This is a genomic window from Streptomyces sp. NPDC086777 (assembly GCF_040702065.1).
Lineage (GTDB): Bacteria > Actinomycetota > Actinomycetes > Streptomycetales > Streptomycetaceae > Streptomyces.
In genome coordinates this window covers 1-22212 of record NZ_JBFBJI010000073.1, presented here as the reverse complement: position 1 = coordinate 22212, position 22212 = coordinate 1, and the positions used below count along the sequence as shown (strand labels likewise).

The window sequence follows — 22212 nt, the reverse complement described above, 5'->3', positions numbered from 1 at the left end:
CTCCCCGCGGGGGGGGCGCCCCCTCGCCCGCCCGGCCCCCCTCCTGCTGTCCGCCGGTCAGCCGGTGGCGAGGGCGAACACGTGCAGGTCACCGTTCACGGGCAGCCGGACGCTCCTGATGGTCCTGCCCGCCGGGGCGGTGAAGGGCCTGGTCGCGAAGACGTAGGTGGCCACCGGGTCCCGGTCGGCGCCGGAGACGTTGCGGTAGGCGGCTCTCGCCACGATCTCGTTGCCGTACCAGGCGGTGCCTCCTCCGCCGCCGACGGTCCAGTCGGTGAAGGAGAGGTCGACGGTGCCGGTGGTGCCGTCGGTGTAGGTGACCACCGCCGGCGCGGACTGGTTGCCGTTGGTGGCGCTGCCGAGGAAGGACAGGGTCGTGGCGGGGGTGGGGAGTTCGATGGTCTGGGCGGTGGCGGTCGCGTTGTCGGGGCGGCCCGCGGGGGCGTCCGGCCAGGTGTAGGCGAGGCCGTCCACCGTGCCCCGGGCGCCCGGCGGGAGGCCGGCCGCCGCGAGGGCCTGGCGGGAGTAGCTCCGGCCGCCGCCGTCGAAGTCGGCCTCGTCGTGGTCGCCGGAGTCGTCCGAGATGCCGGTGCCGGAGCAGGCGGCGAGGAGGGTGCCGGGCGCGGCGACGGTGAGCGCGACCGGCTGGACGTGGGCGGAGCCGGCGGAGGTGACGGTGACCTTCGCGTCGTAGGAGCCCTGCGGGGTGCCCGCGGTGGTGGTGAGCGTGATCCGGCGCAAACCGCCGGTGACCGTCCCCTCCGCCGGGGTGGCCGACACGCCCTCCGGTGTCTCGACGCGGAACCGCACCTCGGGGCCGGTGCCGCCGGACAGGGACAGGGCGCGGACGGTCAGCGTCGTACCAGCGCCGGGGGCGACGGTCGCGGCCGTCGGGCCGACCCCGATCTGGTAGGGCTGCTCGCCCCGGCGGAAGGACGGGGGCGGGGTGCCCGTGCCCCAGGTGCGGTTCGGGGTCGTGGCGAGGGTGTAGTCGAGCCGGCCGCCGTCGCGGACGAAGGAGCTGTCGAGCCAAGGGCGGTCACCGGTACGGCCGTCGACCTTCAGGGACCGGATGTACGGCGCGTCGCTCGCCGCGCCCGTGGCGTGGATCGAGATGTCGTTGCCGTACGGGCGGTCGATCTCCACGCGCTCGAACAGGGGTGCGGCGAGGACGAGTTCGGGACGGGAGGGTACCTGCGGGTACATGCCGAGCGCGGAGAAGACGTACCAGGAGGACATCGCGCCGAGGTCGTCGTTGCCGGGGATCCCGCCGGGCCGTGTCGACCAGAGCCGGGTCATGGCCGCACGGACCGTCTCCTGTGTCCGGTAGGGGGCGCCGGCGTAGTCGTACAGGTAGGGCACGTTGAGCGAGGGCTCGTTGTCCAGTTCGGACTTGTCGCCGCCGCTGCCCGTGAAGGCCCAGCTGCCGTCGCCGTCGTGGAAGAAGGCGTCGAGGCGGGCGAGGGCCCTGCCGGTGCCGCCCATCGCGGCGAAGAGACCGGCCGGGTTGTGCTGCACCATCCAGGTGTACTGGGCGGCGGTGCCCTCCACGAACCCGTTGCCGGTACCCGGGGTGAAGCCGGTGACCCAACTGCCGTCCGCCCTGCGGTTGGCGATGTAGCCGCCGCTCGGGTCGGCGGCGATGTCGAAGGTGTTCTGCCACCACTGGGAGCGGTCGGCGAAGGCGGCCGCCGTTCCCTTCTCTCCTGCCGCCGTGGCCAATTGGGAGAGGGAGAAGTCGGCCGTGGACATCTCCAGGGTCTCGGCGGCGCCGCCCCAGGCGTTCGACACGGACGGCATGTAGTGGTGGGCCAGGTACCTGTCGAGGGACGGCCGCTGGCCCGCCGACAGGACCGGTCTGCCGGCCGGGGACAGGTCCTGGGCCGTCGGGGCCGTCGCCGCCTTCACCAGCGAGTCCAGCGCGCCCTGCAGGTCGAAGTCGGTACCGCCGAAGGCCCGGATGCCGGCGAGGGCGGTCGGCGCCGGGTCGCCGTTCATGACGTGGGTGCCGCTCGCGCCGTGCAGCCAGCGGTCCCAGACCCCGCCGTTCTGCCGGGCGATTTCGTAGAGCGACTGGGCGATGTCCGAGCCCGTGCGCGGGTCCAGGAGGGTCAGCAGCTGGACCTGGTCGCGGTAGACGTCCCAGCCGGAGAAGGTGCCGTACTGCGCCCGGTGGCCGCGGGCGACCCGGTGGACCCTGCCGTCGCCGCCCCGGTAGCGGCCGTCGGCGTCGCCGATGACGTTGGGGTGGAGGAGCGAGTGGTACAGGGCCGTGTAGAAGGTGGTGCGGTCGGCGTCCGTGCCGCCGCCGACGCGGACGGCGCCGAGGCGGTCGCGCCAGGCGCGGCGGGCCGCGTCGCGGACGGCGTCGAAGGAGCGCCGCGGCGGGTTCTCCGCCCGCAGGTTCGCCTCGGCCGCGGCCCGGCTGACGTACGAGATGCCGACCTTGACGTGCACCGGGCCCGAGCCGGGCGCGAACCGGACGTATCCGCCGGCCCCTTTGCCGGCGACGGGCCGCCCGCCGTTCGCGGAGAACCCGCCGGTGCCCCCGGACCCGGTCGTCGAACCCGGGCTGAGCCGGTCGTCCCGCCAGGTGCCGGTGGCCGTGAAGGCACGGTCGAAGTGCGCGGTGAAGTAGAGCGTGTAGTAGGCGCGTCGGCCCTCGGGGTCGAGGTAGCCGCAGAAGTCGCCGGAGGTGACCGAGCCGGAGACCGTGCGGGTGCCCGGGTCGATGGTCACCGTCGAACCGGTGGATCCCACCTCGGAGTTGGCGGTGCGGATCAGCAGGGAGGCGGGTTTGCCCGCCGGGTAGGCGAAGCGGGCCGAGCCGGTGCGGGCGGTCGCGGTGAGGTCGGCGGTGACGCCGGAGGCGAGGCCCACCCGGTAGTGGCCGGGCTCGGCGGTCTCGTCGGCGTGGCTGAAGTCCGAGGCGTAGACGGCGTCCTCCGTGTCGCTCGCCGGGGAGGAGGTGACGTCGCCGGCGTACGGGAAGAACGGGATGTCTCCGCTGCCGCCCGCGCAGCCGGTGCCGGACATGTGGGTCAGGCCGAAGCCGCGGATACGGGTGGCGTCGTACTGGTAGCCGCCGGGTGCGGCCGTCCTCGTCGCGTCGCCCCCGGTGTTCTCCGGGCTCCAGGAGAGCATGCCGAACGGCACGACGGCGCCGGGGAAGGTGTTGCCGCCGTTCCTGCTGCCAATCAGCGGATCGACGTACGCCGTGGGGTCCTCGACCAGGTCGGGTGGCGTGCCGGCGGTCGCCGCTAGGGCGGGGGGTCCGCCTGCCGCGAGTGCCGCGGCCAGCAGCAGGGACATGGGTCGGAAACGCATGACGCGGCCCTTCCTCCTCCGGACGGGTCGCGCACCACAGGTCGCACAAGCCGCAGGGACGGTAACGTGCGCCACCGGTACCACGGGAGACCGCGAAGGCCGCGGACCGCACCGCCCCGGTTCACCCGGTCGGGTGACCCGAAGTGGGTTGACATCGTTGTCGGTTGAGGCGGTAAAGTCATGTACAGACCATGAGACAACGTTGTCGCCCACCGCGGAACCGACGCAAGCCGCACAGCGGACGGGCAAGAGGCACCACGAGCAACTCCCCCCGGACAGGCCCACCCACCCCCCCTCGCCTGCCCGGCTCGCGGACCCGGTGCGCATCGGCACCGGGTCCGCCCAGAGCGGATCGCGTACGTCGACCACCCCGGCACGGCGGGCCGGTCGCGCCGCCCCCGTCGGGCCGCACACGGCCCACCCGGACGAACGTGGGGCGGAAGCGGACCCGACGCCCGGCGGGTTCCGGTCCGCCGGGACGACATGGGAGCGCTCCCACCCCACTCCCCTGTGAAGCTAGCGCGGACTGGGGCGGGTGTAAACGGCACGGCACGGCTTCACTGCTTCGCGCGCCGATACGTTCGTACGCGCCGACCGCCGGACACGACCCGCTCACACGGGTGCCGTGCGGGTGGCGGCCGCCGTTCCGGTCGCCGGGAGTTCGGTGACCGGGAGTTCGAGGGTGAACTCCGTACGGCCCGGGGTGCTCTGTACGTCGAGGCGGCCGCCGTGGGCGGTGGTGATGGCCGAGGCGATGGCGAGGCCGAGACCCGAGCCGCCCGCCAGGACTCCGGCGCGCGTGCGGGAGGTGTCGGCCCGGGTGAAGCGTTCGAAGACGGTCGGCAGGAGGGCGGGCGGGATGCCGGGACCGTCGTCCCGGACCCGGATCACGCAGGTGGTGCGGGTGGACTCGACGGTCGCGGTCACGGTCGTGCCCGCGGGGGTGTGCACCCGTGCGTTGGCCATCAGGTTGGCCACCACCTGGTGCAGGCGGGCCTCGTCGCCCAGCACCAGCGCCGGGCCGTCGTCGAGACCGAGCTCCAGCCGCCAGACGTGCCCGGCCCCGGCCGCCCGCGCGTCCCACACCGCCTCCGCGACCAGCGCGGCCATGTCCACCTCGGCGGACTGCAGCGGGCGGCCCTCGTCGAGACGCGCCAGGAGCAGCAGGTCCTCCACCAGGCTGCGCATCCGGGCCGACTCGGCGTCGACCCGGCGCCACGCCAGGCCGGCCTCGATGCGGTCCGTGCCACGGTTCATCAGCTCGGCGTACCCGGCGATCGAGGCGAGCGGGGTGCGCAGTTCGTGGCTGGCGTCGGCCAGGAAGCGGCGCATCCTCTCCTCGCTGCGGCGCACCTGTTCCTCGCTGTGCCGGCGTTCCGCGAGGGACGCCTCGACGTGGTCGATCATGCGGTTGAGGGCGGCGCCGACCTGGCCGGCCTCGCTGCCGGGGTCGGTGTCCTGTTCGGGCACCCGGGTCAGGCCGGTCACCTGGCCCCGGCCGAGCGGTGCGTGGGAGACCTCGACGGCGGTGGCGGCGACCCGGCCGAGGGGGCGCAGCTGCCGTCGTATCACCACCGCGCAGAGGCAGCCGGCGGCCGTGAGGCCGGCCGCGGCGACGGCGGTCTCGACCTCCACCAGGCCGCTGATGGTGTCCAGTACGTCGTCCATGGGGAGGCCGGTCAGGACGCGGATCCCGCTCGCGTCGAGGGCGGCGACCCGGTAGGTGCCGAGGCCGGGGACCGCGCGGGTGTGGGTCGAGCCGTCCGGGGCGATGCCCTCGAGGGCGTCGGCCTGGGCGGTGGTGAGCGGACGCGGGGGCGCGTCGTGGCCCACCACGGCCGCGCTGAGGATGTTGCCCTCGGCGTCGATGCGGGCGGCGAGCATGCCGGCCGGCTGCCCGCCCTCGTTGAGGAAGGTCAGGTCGCGGGTCAGTTCCGGGTGCAGGGCGGCGCCGCCCGCGTTGCACTCCACCGCGTCGCCCACCCGGTTGTCCAGATTGCCCATCAGATAGGCGCGTTGGGCGAACACCGTGGTCAGGGCCATCGCGGCACACACGCAGACCAGCACGGCGGTGATGAGGACGAGCAGGCGCGTGCGCAGCGACCGGCTCCGCGGCCGGGCGGTCATCTGCCGTCCGCCACGGGCCGTACCACGTATCCCATGCCGCGCACGGTGTGGATCGTCGGGGCCCGGCCCCGGTCGATCTTGCGGCGCAGGCTGGAGATGTAGACCTCGACGAGGTTGCCACCGCCGTCGAAGGAGGTGCTCCGGACGTGGTCGAGGATCCGGGCCTTGCTGAGCACCTGGCGCGGATGGTCCAGGAGCAGGCTGAGCAGGTCGAACTCCTTGGCGGTGAGCCTGATCGGGGTGCCGGCCCGCTGCACCTCGCGGGACTCGCCGCTCAGCACCAGGTCACCGAGGACGCGTACCGAGTCGCCGGCCGGGGGCTGTTCGGTGCCGGCCCGGCGGAGCAGCCCGCGCAGCCGCAGCACGACCTCCTCCAGGGAGAAGGGCTTGGTGACGTAGTCGTCCGCGCCGGCCTCCAGGCCGTCGATGCGGTGTTCGACGGCGTCGCGCGCCGTGAGCATCAGGACCGGCAGCCCCGGCATCTCGTAGCGGAGTCTGCGCAGCACCTGGAGGCCGTCGAGGTCGGGCCGCATCCCGTCGAGCACCACCGCGTGCGGGGCGCAGCCCCGGGCCAGCCGCAGGGCGCTCTGTCCGTCGAGCGCGGGACAGGGGCGCCAGCCGGCGTCGGCGACGGCGGCGGAGAGCAGCTCGGTGAGAGCGGGCTCGTCGTCGACGATCAGGACGCGGACTCGGCCGGTTCGGGCCCCTGCGGTGGCGGACATGTCGCAAGTCTGTGCCGGTTGGCTGGGAGAACCCTGTGTTCCGACTGAGCTTTGACGATGTCCCGTACGGGAAACGCGCACGCAGAAGGCGAAGGGCCGCGCCCCCGTCGACCGGGGACGCGGCCCTCACAGGCCCGTGCGGACCGCTGCGGACTACTTGCGGATCAGGCTGCGCAGCACGTACTGCATGATGCCGCCGTTGCGGTAGTAGTCGGCCTCACCGGGGGTGTCGATCCGGACGACCGCGTCGAACTCGACGCCCGTGTCGGTGGTGACCTTGACGGTGCGCGGGGTGGTGCCGTTGTTGAGCTCCTCGACGCCGGTGAAGGAGAAGGTCTCCTCGCCGGTCAGGCCGAGGGACTCGGCGGTGGCGCCCTCCGGGAACTGGAGCGGGAGGACGCCCATGCCGATCAGGTTCGAGCGGTGGATGCGCTCGTAGGACTCGGCGATGACGGCCTTCACGCCGAGCAGCGCGGTGCCCTTGGCGGCCCAGTCGCGGGACGAGCCGGAGCCGTACTCCTTGCCGGCCAGGACGACCAGCGGGATGCCCTGCTCGATGTAGTTGCGGGAGGCGTCGTAGATGAACGCCACCGGCGCGTCGGCCTGGGTGAAGTCGCGGGTGTAGCCGCCTTCGGTGCCCGGCGCGATCTGGTTGCGCAGGCGGATGTTGGCGAACGTGCCGCGGATCATGACCTCGTGGTTGCCCCGGCGGGAGCCGTAGGAGTTGAAGTCACGACGCTCCACACCGTGCTCGGTGAGGTACTTGCCGGCCGGGGTGTCGGCCTTGATGGCGCCGGCCGGGGAGATGTGGTCGGTGGTGACCGAGTCGCCGAGCTTGGCCAGCACGCGGGCGCCGGCGATGTCGGTGACCGGGGCGGGCTCGTGCTGCATGCCCTCGAAGTACGGGGGCTTGCGGACGTAGGTCGACTCGGCGTCCCACTCGAAGGTGTTGCCGGTCGGGACCGGGAGGGACTGCCACTGGGCGTCACCGGCGAAGACGTCCGCGTAGGACTTGTTGAACATGTCCTCGCCGATCGCGTTGGCGACGACGTCGTTGACCTCGGCCTCGGTCGGCCAGATGTCGGACAGGTAGACCGGCTTGCCGTCCTGGTCGGTGCCGAGGGCGTCCTTGGTGATGTCCACCTTCATGGAGCCGGCGAGCGCGTAGGCGACGACCAGCGGCGGGGAGGCCAGGTAGTTCATCTTGACGTCGGGGTTGATCCGGCCCTCGAAGTTCCGGTTGCCGGAGAGGACCGAGGTGACCGCGAGGTCGTGGTCGTTGACGGCCTTGGAGACCTCCTCCGGCAGCGGGCCGGAGTTGCCGATGCAGGTGGTGCAGCCGTAACCGACCAGGTTGAAGCCGACCTTGTCGAGGTAGGGGGTCAGGCCCGCCTTGTCGAAGTAGTCGGTGACGACCTTGGAGCCCGGGGCGAGGGTGGTCTTGACCCAGGGCTTGCGGGTCAGGCCCTTCTCGACCGCCTTCTTGGCCACCAGGGCGGCGGCGACCATGACGTACGGGTTCGAGGTGTTGGTGCAGGAGGTGATGGCCGCGACGGTGACCGCGCCGTGGTCGATCTCGTAGGTCGTGCCGTCGGGGGCGGTCACGGTGACCGGGTTGGTCGGGACGCCGTTGGTGGACGCCGGGGCGTCGGAGGCGGGGAAGGACTCCTTGCCGGCCTCGTCGGCGGTGTCCACGTAGTTGCGGACGTCGGTCTTGAACTGCTCGGCGGCGTTGGCGAGGACGATACGGTCCTGCGGACGCTTCGGGCCGGCGATGGACGGGACGACCGTGGCGAGGTCCAGCTCCAGCTTCTCGGAGAAGTCGGGCTCGGCCTTCGGGTCCAGCCAGAGGCCCTGCTCCTTGGCGTACGCCTCGACGAGCGCGACCTGCTGGGCGTCACGGCCGGTCAGGCGCAGGTAGTTCAGGGTCTCGTCGTCGATCGGGAAGATCGCGGCGGTGGAGCCGAACTCCGGCGACATGTTGCCGATGGTGGCGCGGTTGGCGAGGGAGGTGGCGGCCACGCCCTCGCCGTAGAACTCGACGAACTTGCCGACGACACCGTGCTTGCGGAGCATCTCGGTGATGGTCAGCACGAGGTCCGTGGCGGTGGTGCCGGGCTTGAGCTCACCGGTCAGCTTGAAGCCGACGACGCGCGGGATGAGCATGGAGACCGGCTGGCCGAGCATGGCGGCCTCGGCCTCGATGCCGCCGACGCCCCAGCCGAGCACGCCGAGGCCGTTGACCATGGTGGTGTGCGAGTCGGTGCCGACCAGGGTGTCGGGGTAGGCCTGCCCGTTGCGGACCATCACGGTGCGCGCGAGGTGCTCGATGTTCACCTGGTGGACGATGCCGGTGCCCGGCGGGACGACCTTGAACTCGTCGAACGCGGTCTGGCCCCAGCGCAGGAACTGGTAGCGCTCCTTGTTGCGGCCGTACTCCAGCTCGACGTTCTGCTTGAAGGCGTCGTTGGTGCCGAACTTGTCGGCGATGACGGAGTGGTCGATGACCAGCTCGGCCGGGGCCAGCGGGTTGATCTTCGCCGGGTCGCCGCCCAGCTCCTTCACGGCCTCACGCATGGTCGCGAGGTCCACGACACACGGCACACCGGTGAAGTCCTGCATGATCACGCGAGCCGGCGTGAACTGGATCTCCTGGCTGGGCTGGGCCTGCGAGTCCCAGCCGCCGAGGGCGCGGATGTGGTCGGCGGTGATGTTCGCGCCGTCCTCCGTGCGGAGCAGGTTCTCCAGCAGCACCTTCAGGCTGTACGGAAGGCGAGCCGAGCCTTCCACCTTGTCCAGCCGGAAGATCTCGTACGACTCGTCGCCCACCTGCAGCGTGCTGCGGGCGTCGAAGCTGTTCGCCGACACGACAGTCTCCTTCATTGATGTGCGCGTACCACCGTCATCGTGCCGCCACGCCGACTTGGCCGATCCAGTAAGGTCAGGCTAAGTTAGGCATGCCTTACCAGGGTGGCGGTTGCGGTGCGCCCAGGCAGATATCTCGATGTCGAGATAACTCTAGTACACGGTCGCGGGTTGGTCATGCCCGGACCCGCTGTCCGCCGTCATCCAATCGAGGCGGGTGACAGCGAACCCAGTCGTTTCAGCCTTCTTGCCGGCGACCCGGTCCCACGAGATGACGTGCTGGGGGTGCTGGGTGGCCGTGCCGGTCGGGGCGGATCTTGCGGGACCGTACGTCGAGCTGTCGTACGTGGATGCTGTACGCGAGCCTCGGCGGCGTCCGCTGCTGGACTGCGCGACGGCGCGGTTCGAGGACGTGCCTGCGGTGCGGCCCTTTCGCTGGTCGCGTGGTGAGCGTCACTTCCCAGGCTGGTACCGGGCGGCACGTCGGTTTCGAGTCGTGGCTGGAGCGGGACCGTCTCGTGCCGACGGACTTCGATCCCAGGGTGGTGGGGATCGCCTCGCAGCCGTTCTGGCCGCACTGGCGCGACGGGGAGCGCGAGCATCGTCGCGCGCCGGACTGTTTCGTGTTCGTGCGTCGTGCGGACGGCCCGGCGGTGGTCGTCGATGTCCGCGCGGACGAGCGGGTCGAGCCGGGGGACGCGGAGGCGTTCGAGGTGACGCGCATGGCCTGCGGCCAGGCCGGCTGATCGTATGCCGGTCGAGCAGGACCAGCCGTCGGCCGCAGACCTCGGCATCGGCCTCCCGCAGAGAGGCCGGCCGGGCTGCGGGTTCGGGGATGGTCACGGGCAGCAGCCACGGCATGTGCCGTGGCTGCTGCCCGAAAGTATTCGAAAGAGCTCACCATCGACGGAGCGGTTCAGCCGTGACGGGCCGACTTGACCGCGGAAACGAGCAGGATCATGGCCGGGACGGGGACGGTTACCAGCTCTGAAGAACACGATCGAGCAGGATCACGGGGACGCAGACCCCCGCCTCGCCAGGTCCACCGCCGTGCGGACGCCGGTGGCGTACTCCGACGGGCGCTCCCAGGCCGCGAAGTGACCGCCGGCGGGCTCCTCCGTCCAGGAGCGGACGTCGAAGAAGCGTGCCGCGAACTCGCGGGGCGCGTTGACGAGGTCCTTGGGGAAGATCGTGAAAGCCGTGGGGACGTCGATGCGTCCGGCCGGTTTCGACCCGCTCTCGGCGTAGGGGGTGAAGGAGGTGCCGATGGCTCCACTGACCCAGTACGCGGTGATCCACGTGAGCAACTCGTCCCGGGTGAACACCTTTTCCACATCTCCGCCGCAGTCGGTCCACGCCCGCAGCTTCTCCAGGATCCAGGCGGCCAGGCCCGCGGGCGAGTCACCGAGTGCCACCGACAACGTGTGCGGTTTGGTGGCCTGTTCGTGCATGTAACCGCCCTCCGTGGCTTGCCAGTGACGACCGTGCCGGACGTACGCCCGCTCCGCGTCGGACAGGTCCGTCGGCGGGTCCACCAGGAAGCGGTACTGCGACACGTCCGTCAGGTGCAGGGCGGCGACGCGGTCGTGGTGAGCGGCGGCCAGTGCCTCGGCGACGTCGCAGCCCACATCACCGGCGGACACGACATAGCGCTCGTAGCCGAGCTCGGCCATCGCGTTCGCGACCGCTTCGGCCATGTCCCCGGACGACATGCCGCGGCGGGCCACCGGTGCGGCGAACGGGAAGCCGGGCAGGGCCGGGACGACCACGTGGAGGTCGGACAGCAGGGGCCAGACCCTCTCGAACCGCAGGACGGAGTCGGGCCACCCGTGCAGGAGCACCACCGCGACCGCGTCGGTGCGCGCCGCCCGCAGATGGATCGCCCGCACCGGTGCGTCGCCCCGGCCGGCGAGGACCCAGGGCAGGGCGCGGAGCCGGGCTTCGTGCTCGCGCCAGTCGTAGGAGTGGGCCCAGTAGGAGATGAAGTCCGCGAGGTAGTCGCCGTCGACGCCGCGCGCCCAACCGAACCCGGTGGGGACGTCGACCCGGCGGTAGCCGCGCAAGCGCAGGCGCAGGTCGTCGAGCACCGACTGGTCCACGACGGGGGCAGCGGCCTGTTCCGTGCTGGTCATGCTCGGTCGTCCTCTCGTTCGTCTGAAGCGTGTCTCGAGTCCACATCCCGGTGATGCCCGGAACGCACTCTGAGAGGCGTCTGCCCCGGAAGGCGTACGGCGTACACCGAGACGATCGGTCACCCGGTTGGTGACCAGGCGGTGGCGCTGCCGAACCAGCGGGCAGCAGCTCGGGCGAACGCGTCGCGGTCGGGATCGAGGCCATCGGCCCAGGCGACGACGCCGTCGGGGCGGACGAGGAGGGCACCGCAGCCCAGTTCGTTCCTTGCCCGTCCGGCGACATACCGGATCCGGTCCTGGCGGCAGGCCGGCGCACCGGCGAGCCGTCGGCCGGCGGTGAAGTCGACGGCGACGCCGTTCCCCCGGTGCATGAGGTCGCTGAGGCGCGTTCCGTCCGTGAAGTGGAAGTCGGGGGCGTTGCGGCCGACCAGGGGGTGCGTGCTGTCGAGGTCGTAGCGGGTGGAAGCGCCTGACGTCCGGTTGTAGACGTAGGTCGTTCCGTCACGGGTGCCCAGCACGTCGCGGACCAGGGCCTGGAGGGCCTGGGCATGCGGGCCCGGCTTCATGACCGCGCTCTGGGCACGTGTCCAGTCCAGGATCCCGGCGCCGACCGGATGGCGCTCCTGGGTGTAGGTGTCGAGCAGGTCGTCGGGGGCGTGGCCGTGCACGGTCGCGGCGAGCTTCCAGCCCAGGTTGACGGCGTCGCCGATGCCGGTGTTGAGTCCCTGCGCGCCCAGCGGCGAGTGGATGTGCGCGGCGTCTCCCGCGAGCAGGACGCGGCCCTGCCGGTAGGAGGTGGCCTGCATCGCCCGGTCGGTGAAGGTCGACACGAGCTGGACGTCGTCGAGGGTGACGTCGGTGCCGGACACGCGGCGCAGCACCTCCTGCAGGTGCTGGACGGTCGGCTGCCGGGTGCGGTCGAAGGCGCCGCCGTCGCAGTCGAGCATGCCGATGTGTCCGGGGGTGGGCATCTGCAGGTACATCCCGGTCGGCGTGAGGGTGAAGCCGGGCTGCAGCACGTCGGGATCGGCGACGGTGGCGAGCATGGTGTAGCCGGTGAACTGCGGTCCGGTACCGCTGAATTCGAAGCCCGCGAGGCGGCGTACGGTGCTGCGTCCTCCGTCGCAGCCGACGAGCCAGCGCCCCTGGTACTCGCGGTCCCCGGCCTGCACGGTGACGCTCTCGGGGCCCTGGCGCAGGGCGGAGACCCGGGTCCCGCGGTGGATTCGGACGCCGACCGCGGCGGCCTGCTCGGCCAGTACGGTCTCGACCGATTCGAGGCTGGTCATCACGCCTTCCGGCACGGGGCTGGGGAGCCGGTAGGGCAGGGCGTCGGCGTCGATGTCGGCCGGGTTGAGCATCATGCCGGCGAAGTGCGCGACGCTGCGAGGCGCCGGTGCCACCCGCGGGTCCGGGTCCGGGTGGCCGTCATGGTCGGCGGGGTAAGCGTCGGCGCCGGAAGCATTCACCAGTTGTCGCAGCAGTCCGCGGCGGTGGAACACCTCGACCGAGGCGGCGGACAGGCCGCGCATACCGAGCGGCATGGCCTGCCACGGGGTGGCCCCCGTGTCCTGTTCCAGGACCAGGACATCGCAGCCGGTGAGGCCGAGTTCGCAGGCCAGGAGCAGCCCGACGGGGCCCGCGCCCGCTATCACTACGTCATGCATCAGACGTTCTCCCCCGTCATCTCGCATCTCGTCATCTCGCATCTCGTCATCTCGCATCTCGCATCTCGTCATCAAGGTCAGTGGTGGGGGCGGGGCTCACCGGAACAGCGCCAGGTCGATGGAGTCGCCCAGCGCGCGGCAGCCCGCGTCGCTGCCGTGCAGGTGGTCACCGGCGTGGAATCCGTCCCTGATCCGGCTCGGGCGGTCGGGGTCGCTCCAGACGGCGTCGAAATCCATGACCGCGTCGAAGGCGCCGCCGGTGCGGATCCACTCGTTGACCCGCCGGCGTACTCGCTCGCCCTCCGGCGTGAAGATCTCGTCGCCCTCGTACGGTGTGAGGGTGGGGGCGTAGACGCGCACCCCGCGGCCGCGGGCCCGGGCGATGAGCTGGCGGTAGCCCGCGATGAGGTCGTCGGCGGTCACCGGGTCGCCGGGGAACATGGACAGGAACTCCGGCGAGGGGCCGCTGCCGTCCCGGGGCGGGTAGGAGACGCCGATGTCGCCGAGGCCGATGGCCAGGACGACGTACCCCAGCCCCGGCGTGGCCAGTACGTCGCGGTCGAAGCGGGCCAGGGCCGAATCGCCCAGGCCCTTGTTCAGCATCCGGTTGCCGCTGATGCCCTGGTTGGAGACGCAGACGGTGGGGCCGTCGAGTTCCGCGAGGCGCTCGGCCAGGCGGTCGGTCCAGCGCCGGTTGGTGTCCGGGGTCGTGCCCGAGCAGTCGGTGTTCGAGTCGCCGACAACCGCGATGGTCGTGGTGGCGGCGTCGGCGCGGACGTCCATCGCCGAGATGAGGGCCTGCAGGGGGAGGGACGCGGCGTCGGCGGGCAGGGTGAGCGCGTCGACGCCGTTGCCCGGCATGGTCCAGGCGGTCTGCACGCCCATGGCATGGCAGGTGGCGCTCTCGACCGCCTTGGGCAGGTAGAGGCTGATGGACAGCTCGGAGAGCGCAGGCAGGGACAGTTCGATCGGATCGCTGAGCATCGGCGCCCCGGTCGGGACGGTCACGGTCGGTCTGCCGCCGAAGGTGAGCACCCGCCCGCTGCCGGGACGGATCCCGCCCTCGGGGGCTGCGAGGGCGATCCGGGCCGCGCCGATGGTCAGAGGCGCGGTGCCGTACTCGTTGGTGACGCGCAGGCGCAGCTGCTGCCCGCCACCGCTGATGCGTACCACCTGACGCAGGGTGGTGTCGGCGAACGAGGGCAGGGAGCCGAACTCCTCGATCGGTGCGTGGGGGGACGCCCCCCACGTCCGGGCCCAGCCGCCGTCGGCCGCGCCCGCGGTGCCGGTGGTCGGGGTGCCGGTGATCGGGGTGCCGGTGGTCGGGGTGTCCATGGCCGTGGTGCCGGTGGTCCCGGTCATCGGGAACCTCCTTTGTCCGAGTGCGCGAGTCGTGGACTGCACCCGCGGCGACCGTTCTGCCCGCCGCGGCACTCGAAGACTGGCGCGCTCCGCTCACAGGAGGCGCACACACCGCTGACACCGGCCTGCATGGATCAGCTCCCAGGACACTGAGTGCTGTGAGCGCCGCGTGCGTGATGTCCTCCAGCTCCAACGCCGCAGGCCCGAGGAGGCGCGCGCAGATTTGGCCGTCACAGGGCGCTCGCGCGAAGATCAGGCCATGGATGGGGATGCGCGGCTTCGCATCACGTTGCTCACAACATTCGAGGCGTCGCGTGGCGGGACGGTCGTGCCCGTTCCCGGGTCCCGGCTTCAGCAGCTCATGGTGCGGCTGGCGCTCGCCGGCGGCCGCCCGGTCGGGCAGCAGACTCTCATCGACGCGATCTGGCCCGAGGATGCTCCGGCCGGTCCCACGCACGCCCTGCAGGCGCTCGTTTCGCGGCTGCGCAGGGCGGCGGGCGGACCGGGTGCGGTCGTGCAGGCCGGCGGCGGTTACCGGCTGGACGTGGACGCACGGGACGTGGACGTGCTGCGCTTCGAGCACCTGACTGCGGCCGGGCGGGAGCGTCTGCGCGCACGTGACCCGCAGGGTGCGGCAGCCCGGCTCGGTGAGGCCCTGGCTCTGTGGGGCGGGCATCCCGGCGCCGAACCCGTCGCTGTCGCCGCGGTGGAGCCCGCGGCGGCGACCCACCTGGCCCAGGCGTCCCTCGAAGCCGTCGTCGACCTGGCCGAGGCCGAGCTGGCCCTCGGGAGCGCCGGTCAGGCCGCCACTCGCCTGAGCGGACTGCTGTCCGAGGAGCCGCTTCACGAGCGGGCCGTCGCGCTGCTCATGGACGCCCTGGCGGCCCAGGGGCGCCAGGCGGAGGCTCTGGCCCGGTACGCCCGGTTCCGCGCGCGGCTGGCTGACGCCTTGGGCACCGAGCCCGGTGCGGCGCTGCGCGAACGGCACCTGCGCCTGCTGCGGGCCCAGCAGTCCGAACCGCCCGCCCGGCAGTCCGAACCGCCCGCCCGGCAGTCCGAACCGCCCGCCCTCGTGGACCCCACGGAGGCCACCCGGAGCCGGGGTAATCTGCCCGCGCCGCTGACGGGCTTCATCGGCCGTGAAGACGACCTCGCCCGTATCGGCACTCTGCTCGCCTCTGGGCGGCTGGTGACCGTGCTCGGCCCCGGCGGTGCCGGCAAGACCCGCCTCGCCCTCGAGGCCGCCCGCCTCCAGCGCCCCGCCTACCGTGACGGTGCCTGGCTGGTCGACCTCACCTCGGTGACCGAACCCGGCAAGGTCGGCGGGGCCGTGCTGGCCGCGCTCGGCCTGCGCGGCTCCGCGTTCTTCGACGACTCGGCGCGGCGCGGCGAGCCCTCCGACGATGTCGACGTGCTGGCGGACCGGCTCGACGGCCGCGAGAGCCTGCTCGTCGTCGACAACTGCGAGCATGTGATCGACGCCGCGGCGCACCTGATCGCGGCGCTGCTGCCGCGATGCGCCGGACTACGGGTGCTGGCCACCAGCCGCGAGCCCCTGGCCATCGACGGGGAGACGCTGGTCCCGCTCCGCCCGCTGCCCCTGCCCGGCCCGGACGCGGGCGTCGAGCAGGTCCGCGACGCACCGTCGGTGCGCCTGTTCACCGAGCGGGCGGCCGCCGTGCGCCCCGGATTCGAGGTCGACGATCACACGCTCGCCGATGTGCTGCGCATCGTGCGCGGCCTGGACGGCCTGCCGCTCGCACTCGAACTGGCGGCGGCCCGCCTGCGCACGCTCTCCCTGACCGACCTGGCCGCCGGGCTGTCGGACCGGTTCGGGCTCCTCACCACCGGCAGCCGGACCGCTTCTGCCCGCCACCGCACGCTGCGTGGGGTCATCGCGTGGAGCTGGGACCTCCTGGACGAGGACGCGCGTACGGTGGCGGAACGCATCGCGGTGCTGCCCGGCGGCGTCAGACCCGCGTCGGCCGCCGCGGTCTGCACCGGGACGACAGTGCCCGTCCGCCGCATCCCCGAACTCCTCGCCGACCTGGTCGACCGCTCCCTGCTGCAACTCGAGCCCGACACCGGCCGGTACCGCATGCTGGAGACGATCCGGGAGTACGGTCTGGATCGCCTGGCCGCGAACGACACCCTGGTCGGCGTGCGGGACCTGGCCGCCCACTACATGGCCGGCCTGGTGGCCCACTACGATCCACTGACCCGCGGCCCTGGCCAGCTCGGCGCCCTGCACACGCTGCGCGCCGAGCGCGACAACGTGATCGCCGCGCTGCGCCACCTCTGCGACACGGGAGCCGCCGACGCCGCGACCGCACTCGCGCTCGACCTGACCTGGTACTGGCAGATCCGCGGCCGCCACGAGGACGCCGCCTACTGGCTCGGGCAGACCGTCGCACTGCCGACCGAGCACCCGGGCGCCGGGCACGACATCGCCCGCGCGATGCTCCAGCTCAACTCCCGCACCAGCCACAGCACGCTGTTCAACGACCTCCTCCACGAGGACGGGCAGGACCTGTCAGCCCTCACCGACCGTCTGCTGCGCCAACGCGAACTCCCCGTCTTCGCCGGCGCCCTGACCACCGTCAGACTCGCCCTCCTCCACACATCCGAGAGGAGCGAGGCGCTCGTCCAGGGCCTCATCGACGGGCCGGACCTCTGGCTGGCCGGCTACGCCCGCATCTCACGCGCCCATGCCGCCGAGAACCAGGGCGACCTCGGCCAGGCACGCGACGACGTCTCGGCAGCCCTGCACTGCTTCACCCGGGCCGGCGACCACTGGGCCGTCGCCACGGCACTGCCACTGCGCTCACTCCTGCGCCAGTACGACGGCGAACTCGACGCCGCGCTGGACGACTTGCGGGAAGCCGAACGGCTGGCCGGTGAGTTCGGAGTACTCAGCCTCAGCGACGAAGTCTTCATCGCCCTGCGCCGGTTCGACCTTCTGGTCCGCCTCGGCCGGACCGCACAGGCCGTCGAGCTCATCACCGCGACCCGGGAACGCGCCCTGCGCTCGGCCTCACCCGAACTGGCAGTCCTGCTCGACGCACGCGAGTCCCGCCTGCATGCGCAGACGGGCGATCTGGAGCGCGCCGGCCGGCTCATCGACGCGGCCGAAACGGGCCTGCGCGCGCGGAGTCCGCATGCCGGCGAGCACGGCCGGGCGCTGATCGCGACCGTGCGAGGCGAACTCTGGCTCGAACACGTCGACGGGCCGGCGGCCGCGCACGCACTGCACGACGCATACGCCGCCGCGCTCCACAGCCAGGACCTCCCGATCGTGGCGACCGTGGCAGTGACCGTGGCCGGTCTCGCAGCACTCTACGAACAGCATCACGACGTGGCCGTCGTCCTCGGCGCAGCCGCACGCCTCCGCGGCGCCCACGACCCCACCGACCCCCACATCCGGGCACTGCGCTCACGCACCGAAGCGGTGCTCGGAGAGACGGCCTTCAACACGGCGTACAGCGCCGGTTGGGACCTCGACATGCCCGCGGCCTTGTCCCGTGTCGATCCGGCGCTGGTACGCCGGTGACCGGTCCGCCCTGCCCATCTCCATCCCGCGTCCCCCGTGTCGCCTTTACCTCAGCGTCCCTCCTGCTCATCTCCGGATTCCCGGCCGACGGCCCGGCAACTCTCGGTCCGTCAGCAGGCGGCGGTGAGGGGGGCGTGGGCGCCGCGGCTGATCGAGCCGTGGTCCAGCGGTTCGCCGGGAACCCATGTCATCACGGTCCAGTGCTTGGGGAAGCGCTCGGGCGGTTCGCCGAACCGCACCGGGGTCGGCACTGGCAGCGGCAGGCGCGGGGCCGGCACGGGGAGCCACCGCCGCTCCCTGAGCCGGAGCTCCGGGGTGGGGTCCATGCGCTGCATGCGCACGGCCAACTCGTCCCTGCGGCGCCACATCTGGTTGCCCCAGCAGCCCGCCACCTCGCGGATGGCCAACCCTGAAAGGTCTGGATGCTGCTCCTGCAGCAGGTCACGGGCGAGGTCCGCGGTGATCTCGATCTCGGGGTCGGTCATGCAGAGCCACAGTGTCGGGGCAGGCGGGACAGCTCTCACTCTCCGGAAGATCTCGCCGCGCAACCTTCCTGGCGGGAGATCAGTCACTGGCCACGCGTTCGCAAGCTGTCGGGCTCCCCTCGCAAACTGTCGTGCTCCGTCACACGGGTTCCCTGGGTTTCGGCGGCCGGCCGTCCAGCGCCGTCGCCTCCCGGAGCCACCCGGTCTCCTGGGCCAGGAGCGCGGCCCGCTCCGTGTCGTCGGCCGTCCGGAGCCGGCGGACCGACGCCGCCCGCCCGAGGCGGCGCAGGGTGACGGCGCGTGCGGCCGGGGCCGAGGCGGCGGGCCGCGCCGCGAGTGCCACCCGCAGCAGGCCGAGGGCGCGGTCGGCGTCGCGGGCGGGGACGGCGCCGCCGCGCTGCACGAGGGCGGCGCCCAGTTCGTCGACGGCGGTGATCCAGTCGGCGAGTGACCATGCGGCCGGGCCGCTTCCCGGGGGAGCGGGCGCGAGGGCCACCGCCCGGCCGAGCGCCTCGCACGCGGCCGTCACGTGCTCGCCCGGTTCCCCCGGCGGCAACGCCAGGTGCACGGCCGCGGCACCCAGCAGGGCCCTGGCCCGCTGCGCCGGCCGGTCGCACAGCAGTACGGCCTCGTGCGCGGCGCGCAGCGCGCGGTCCAGGTTCTCCCGGTGTTCGCCCGCCGTCCGCCGGACCAGCGCGGCGGCCTGCGAGGTGAGGACGGCGGCGCGGACCGCCCGGCCGCAGCCGGTCGCGAGCGCGTCGCCGTACGCCGTGAGCGCCGCCTCGACGCGGTCCCGCTCCGCGTGGCCGGAGCGCACCTCGCCGAGCAGGCCGTGGGCGAGGCCGATGTGCCAGTGGGCGTAGGCCCGCTGCCCGGCGGGCGCGTCGTGCGCCGCCCGGGCGACCGCGGTGAGGAAGGACAGGGCCGCCTCGGCCAGTTCGGCGTCCCGCGTCCGGTCGGCCCAGGTCAGCAGGGCGACGCTCTCGCGGAGCGGTCCGGTGCTGGGATGCCGTTCGTCCAGCCCGGCTTCGGGATCGGGTGCGGAAGCCGGGCCGGGGTGCGGTGGCGGTTCCGCGAGTGCGGTGAGCGCGGCGACCGCGGTGCACAGACCGCCGATCGCGGACTCCCACTCGGCGGGGCGCGCCGCCGGGTCGAGCGTGAGCAGACACCGGTGCCCGGCGGTGAACGCCCGCCAGTGGGCGGTGGCCGCGGACGCGGCGGAGCCGCCGCCCGGTGGCGGACCCGCCGCTGGCCGGGCCCGTACGGCCGGGGAACTCCCCTGCGGTTCCCCGGCCGTGTCCCCCACCGCCCCCGGCTCCCCGTGTGACCCGCCCCCGTTCAGGCCGGTCCGCACCCCGTCCCGCAGAAGGGCGAGGAAGGCGTGCCAGAGCGCCTGGCTCTGCGCGGGCGGCAGGCCGCGCAGCCGTTCCAGGGCCGACTCCCGGGAGCTGCCCGGGGACGGCTCCGCGAGGATCGAGGCGATCGCTTCGAGCGCGGCCGCGGCACGCTCCGGGCCCACCCGGGCGGCCAGCCGGAGCACCGCCGCCCGGACGAGCGCCTCGTGGGCCTCCCGCGGCCGGCCGGCCGCGTCGAGCCGCTCCGCCCGGGTCTGGAGACGGTCCGCGACCAAGGGCCGGAGCAGGCCGGGCAGGTCCGGCACGAGTGCGAGCAGATGACGCGCCGACGCCGCCGTACGGCAGTGTTCGAGCAGGACCGTCTCGGACGGCGCCCCGCCCGGGTCCCGGGCGTCGGAATCCGGCGCGTTCACCCCTCGCCTCCGTCCCACGGCTCCTGCCCGGTCCGCGTCAGACCGAGCCCAGCAGCACCACCAGCAGGGCCGCGGACAGGATCAGCACGGTGACGGTCAGCGCGCCGACGAGGCCCCACGTCCGGTCGACGGGCCGTCCGCCGGCCGGCTCGGTCCGCCCGCCGCCCACCACCGCGGGTCCGCCGGCGCCTCCCGTGCTTCGAGAACCGCCGCTGCCGCGTGCGCCCTGGCCCCCAGGGTCAGGGCTCCCCGGCCCGCCCGGTCCAGCGTGGTACCCGCCAGGCGCAGCAGCCCCGCCGCCGTCCCGCGGTACGGGAACGACCGCGGGTCCACCGCCCGGTCCGACCGGGACGCGCTCCCCGGCCGACGGTCGGCGGCGGCCCGGAAGGGCCGCCTCGATACTCCTCTTCGACCGGTAGGTGTCCAGGGTGACGCAGCTCAGCGGCGTGCCGCCCGCCGGCATCCGGATCGCGTCGGAGGGACGCACCCCGAAGTCGACGGAGTCGGCGTTGTAGAAGTCCCTGACCACGTCCGCGCACCGGCCGTGCACGAGCTGGAAGAGTTCCCGGGTGGCCTCGTCGGTCCGCGGCCGGTCCCGGAGGACGACGCCTTCGGTCAGGGGCGTGCGGCGCGAGCGGTTGCGGACGTACTCGACGTCCTGGCCGACATCGGCTCCCGTCAGGTGGACCACGCGGTAGAGCAGCCACAGGGAGTACCCGGCCTGGTCGCGGTACTCGCGCAGGTAGGCGCTGTGGCCGGAGACCTCGCCGCCCGCCGCGCTGGTGAGCAGTCCATGGGTGCGGGTCTCGGCGAGGAACCTGGGGGCGACCACCACCTGGAAGTCGTGGCTCGCGGTACGGGTGATGACGAAGGGCCAGGCGTCCGGCCGGTCCGCGCCGGCCGGCGGCCCGTCCGTTCCGTAGGTCATGAGACCTCCTTCAGCACGCGCGACCCGGGGTGCACGGCCTCGAACTCGGCCAGTACGGCGTCGAACACCTCGGCCATGCGCGTCAGCGCCTCGTCCTCGGAGCGCGCCTGCAGCATCTGCCCGCGTACCTGGGCGATCTCCCGCTCGACCTCCTGCCTGCGCTCGGCGATCCGCTTGCTCCCGTACTGCCCCGCGGCTTCGAGGACGTCCTGCTGGATCAGCCGCAGCAGGGGCGACCGGGCGGGCTTGGCGCCCAGGACGGAGCGCAGCAGGGACAGTTTGCTGTCCCACCCGTCCATCCGTGCCAGCCGCTGCCTGTGCTGTTCGATGAGCGGGCCCGCGGTCTCGGCCCGGTGCGCCGAGGCCCGCAACTCGTCGCGGACCAGGTCCACCAGGACGGCCATGAACGGTATCTCGACGTTGTACGGCCTCGGGTACGTGCCGGGCTTGACCTGCTTGACCATGGTCCGGGAGACCGGGTCCAGGACGGCGTACCCCTGGCCGAGCGCGCTCACCGGGATGAACCGGAAGGTCCCCACCGACTTCCGGTTGACCCGGTCCAGGTAGAAGGCCTCGAAGTCCGGATGCTCCAGCAGGCCGTCGAGCACACTGCGCAGCGTGTGGCCGGCCGCCTGCAGCAGGTCCCACTTGGTGACCACCACGTGCACCGCGGCGTTGCTCTGCTGGATCTCGTTGAAGATCGCGACGAGTTCGTCGGTGAGGCCCGGCTCGCCGTCGAGCTGGCGGAGCACCTTCTCGCCGTCCAGCAGGAGCAGCAGGAACTTCGAGGCTCTCACCCGCTCCCAGACCGCCTGGCCCTCCTCGCTCTCCCAGGCGTCGGCGATCTGCAGGAACGCGCCCGAGTAGTCGATGTAGGAGAGGGCGAACGGGCTGAAGACCGCGCCGTCCTCGGTCCGCAGCGAACACGTGAACGTCCATTCCGTGGTGTTCGCCTGCATGCTGGGGTCGGGCCACTCGTCGGGTGCCCCGGTGGTCACCTCGCGGAAGATGTTGTTCAGTCTGATCTTGTCGGCGCCGGGGACGTTCACGAAGAACCCGGTGTCCGACCGCTGGATGAACAGCCGGCGGAAGAGGCTGGCCAGGTAGAGGGTCTTGCCCGAGCCGGACGGCCCGAGCACGGTGACAGGAATCGTGTCCATGCAGTGCCTCGTTCGGTGACGCGGAACAGCGTCGGGGGGGGGCGGGGCCCCCCCCCCCCCCCCCCCCCCCGGGCCGGGCGCAGCGCACCGCAAGCGGGAGCGGGGCCGCACACCCACCC

12 protein-coding genes and 1 pseudogene are annotated in these 22212 nt (G+C 72.8%); 2 read left to right on the top strand and 11 right to left on the bottom strand.

The genetic code is table 11. From position 1 onward, the window contains the following. Positions 1–57: 57 nt before the first annotated feature. The 4 genes from AB0472_RS45115 to acnA all read right to left on the bottom strand — a co-directional run bounded on the left by AB0472_RS45115 (position 58) and on the right by acnA (position 9044). Positions 58–3327: a GH92 family glycosyl hydrolase gene (locus tag AB0472_RS45115; RefSeq protein WP_366365428.1), complete on the bottom strand. Its 3270-nt coding sequence runs from the start codon at positions 3325–3327 to the stop codon at positions 58–60. Between the two features lie 612 nt (positions 3328–3939). Beyond that, complete coding sequence (locus AB0472_RS45110) at positions 3940–5454, bottom strand: ATP-binding protein (RefSeq protein ID WP_366365427.1); 1515 nt, start codon at positions 5452–5454, stop codon at positions 3940–3942. Beyond that, entirely contained in the window at positions 5451–6176 is a 726-nt protein-coding gene (locus AB0472_RS45105; RefSeq protein ID WP_366365425.1) for a response regulator transcription factor, read from the bottom strand. Before AB0472_RS45105 ends, AB0472_RS45110 begins: the two co-directional genes overlap by 4 nt. Before the next feature lie 153 nt (positions 6177–6329). Continuing rightward, positions 6330–9044, bottom strand: coding sequence for an aconitate hydratase AcnA (gene acnA / locus AB0472_RS45100; RefSeq protein ID WP_366365424.1), 2715 nt, complete (start codon positions 9042–9044; stop codon positions 6330–6332). A 443-nt stretch (positions 9045–9487) separates the two neighbouring features. On the opposite strand from acnA, the gene AB0472_RS45095 reads away from it, so the two are divergent. Further along, the gene (locus AB0472_RS45095) at positions 9488–9787 is read left to right on the top strand and encodes a TnsA-like heteromeric transposase endonuclease subunit (RefSeq protein ID WP_366365423.1); all 300 of its coding nucleotides are present in this window, start codon (positions 9488–9490) and stop codon (positions 9785–9787) included. 264 nt (positions 9788–10051) lie between these two features. Here AB0472_RS45095 and AB0472_RS45090 read toward each other — a convergent pair whose 3' ends face one another. From AB0472_RS45090 to AB0472_RS45080, 3 genes are all read right to left on the bottom strand, one after another. After that, positions 10052–11173, bottom strand: coding sequence for an epoxide hydrolase family protein (locus AB0472_RS45090; RefSeq protein ID WP_366365421.1), 1122 nt, complete (start codon positions 11171–11173; stop codon positions 10052–10054). A gap of 119 nt (positions 11174–11292) precedes the next feature. After that, complete coding sequence (locus AB0472_RS45085) at positions 11293–12840, bottom strand: FAD-dependent monooxygenase (protein WP_366365420.1); 1548 nt, start codon at positions 12838–12840, stop codon at positions 11293–11295. 96 nt (positions 12841–12936) lie between these two features. Next, on the bottom strand, positions 12937–14202 hold the full coding sequence (locus AB0472_RS45080) for an SGNH/GDSL hydrolase family protein (RefSeq protein ID WP_366365418.1): 1266 nt from the start codon (positions 14200–14202) through the stop codon (positions 12937–12939). Positions 14203–14530: 328 nt separating this feature from the next. Here AB0472_RS45080 and AB0472_RS45075 point away from each other — a divergent pair, with 328 nt between their 5' ends. Continuing rightward, positions 14531–17752 carry a BTAD domain-containing putative transcriptional regulator gene (locus AB0472_RS45075; protein ID WP_366365416.1) on the top strand — a complete coding sequence of 1074 codons (3222 nt, stop codon included), beginning with the start codon at positions 14531–14533 and terminating at the stop codon, positions 17750–17752. 131 nt (positions 17753–17883) lie between these two features. On the opposite strand, the pseudogene AB0472_RS45070 reads toward AB0472_RS45075, so the two are convergent. The 4 genes and pseudogenes from AB0472_RS45070 to AB0472_RS45055 form a co-directional block, all read right to left on the bottom strand. Beyond that, positions 17884–18237 (bottom strand): annotated as a pseudogene (locus AB0472_RS45070) (phosphotransferase); the annotation flags it as partial. Positions 18238–18376: 139 nt separating this feature from the next. Then, positions 18377–20005, bottom strand: a complete 1629-nt coding sequence (locus AB0472_RS45065; protein WP_366365414.1) for a hypothetical protein — start codon at positions 20003–20005, stop codon at positions 18377–18379. 37 nt (positions 20006–20042) lie between these two features. Then, a complete protein-coding gene (locus AB0472_RS45060) occupies positions 20043–20933 on the bottom strand; it encodes a hypothetical protein (RefSeq protein WP_366365412.1) in 891 nt (296 codons plus the stop codon). Beyond that, entirely contained in the window at positions 20930–22093 is a 1164-nt protein-coding gene (locus tag AB0472_RS45055; protein WP_366365410.1) for a hypothetical protein, read from the bottom strand. Before AB0472_RS45055 ends, AB0472_RS45060 begins: the two co-directional genes overlap by 4 nt. Positions 22094–22212: the final 119 nt, after the last annotated feature.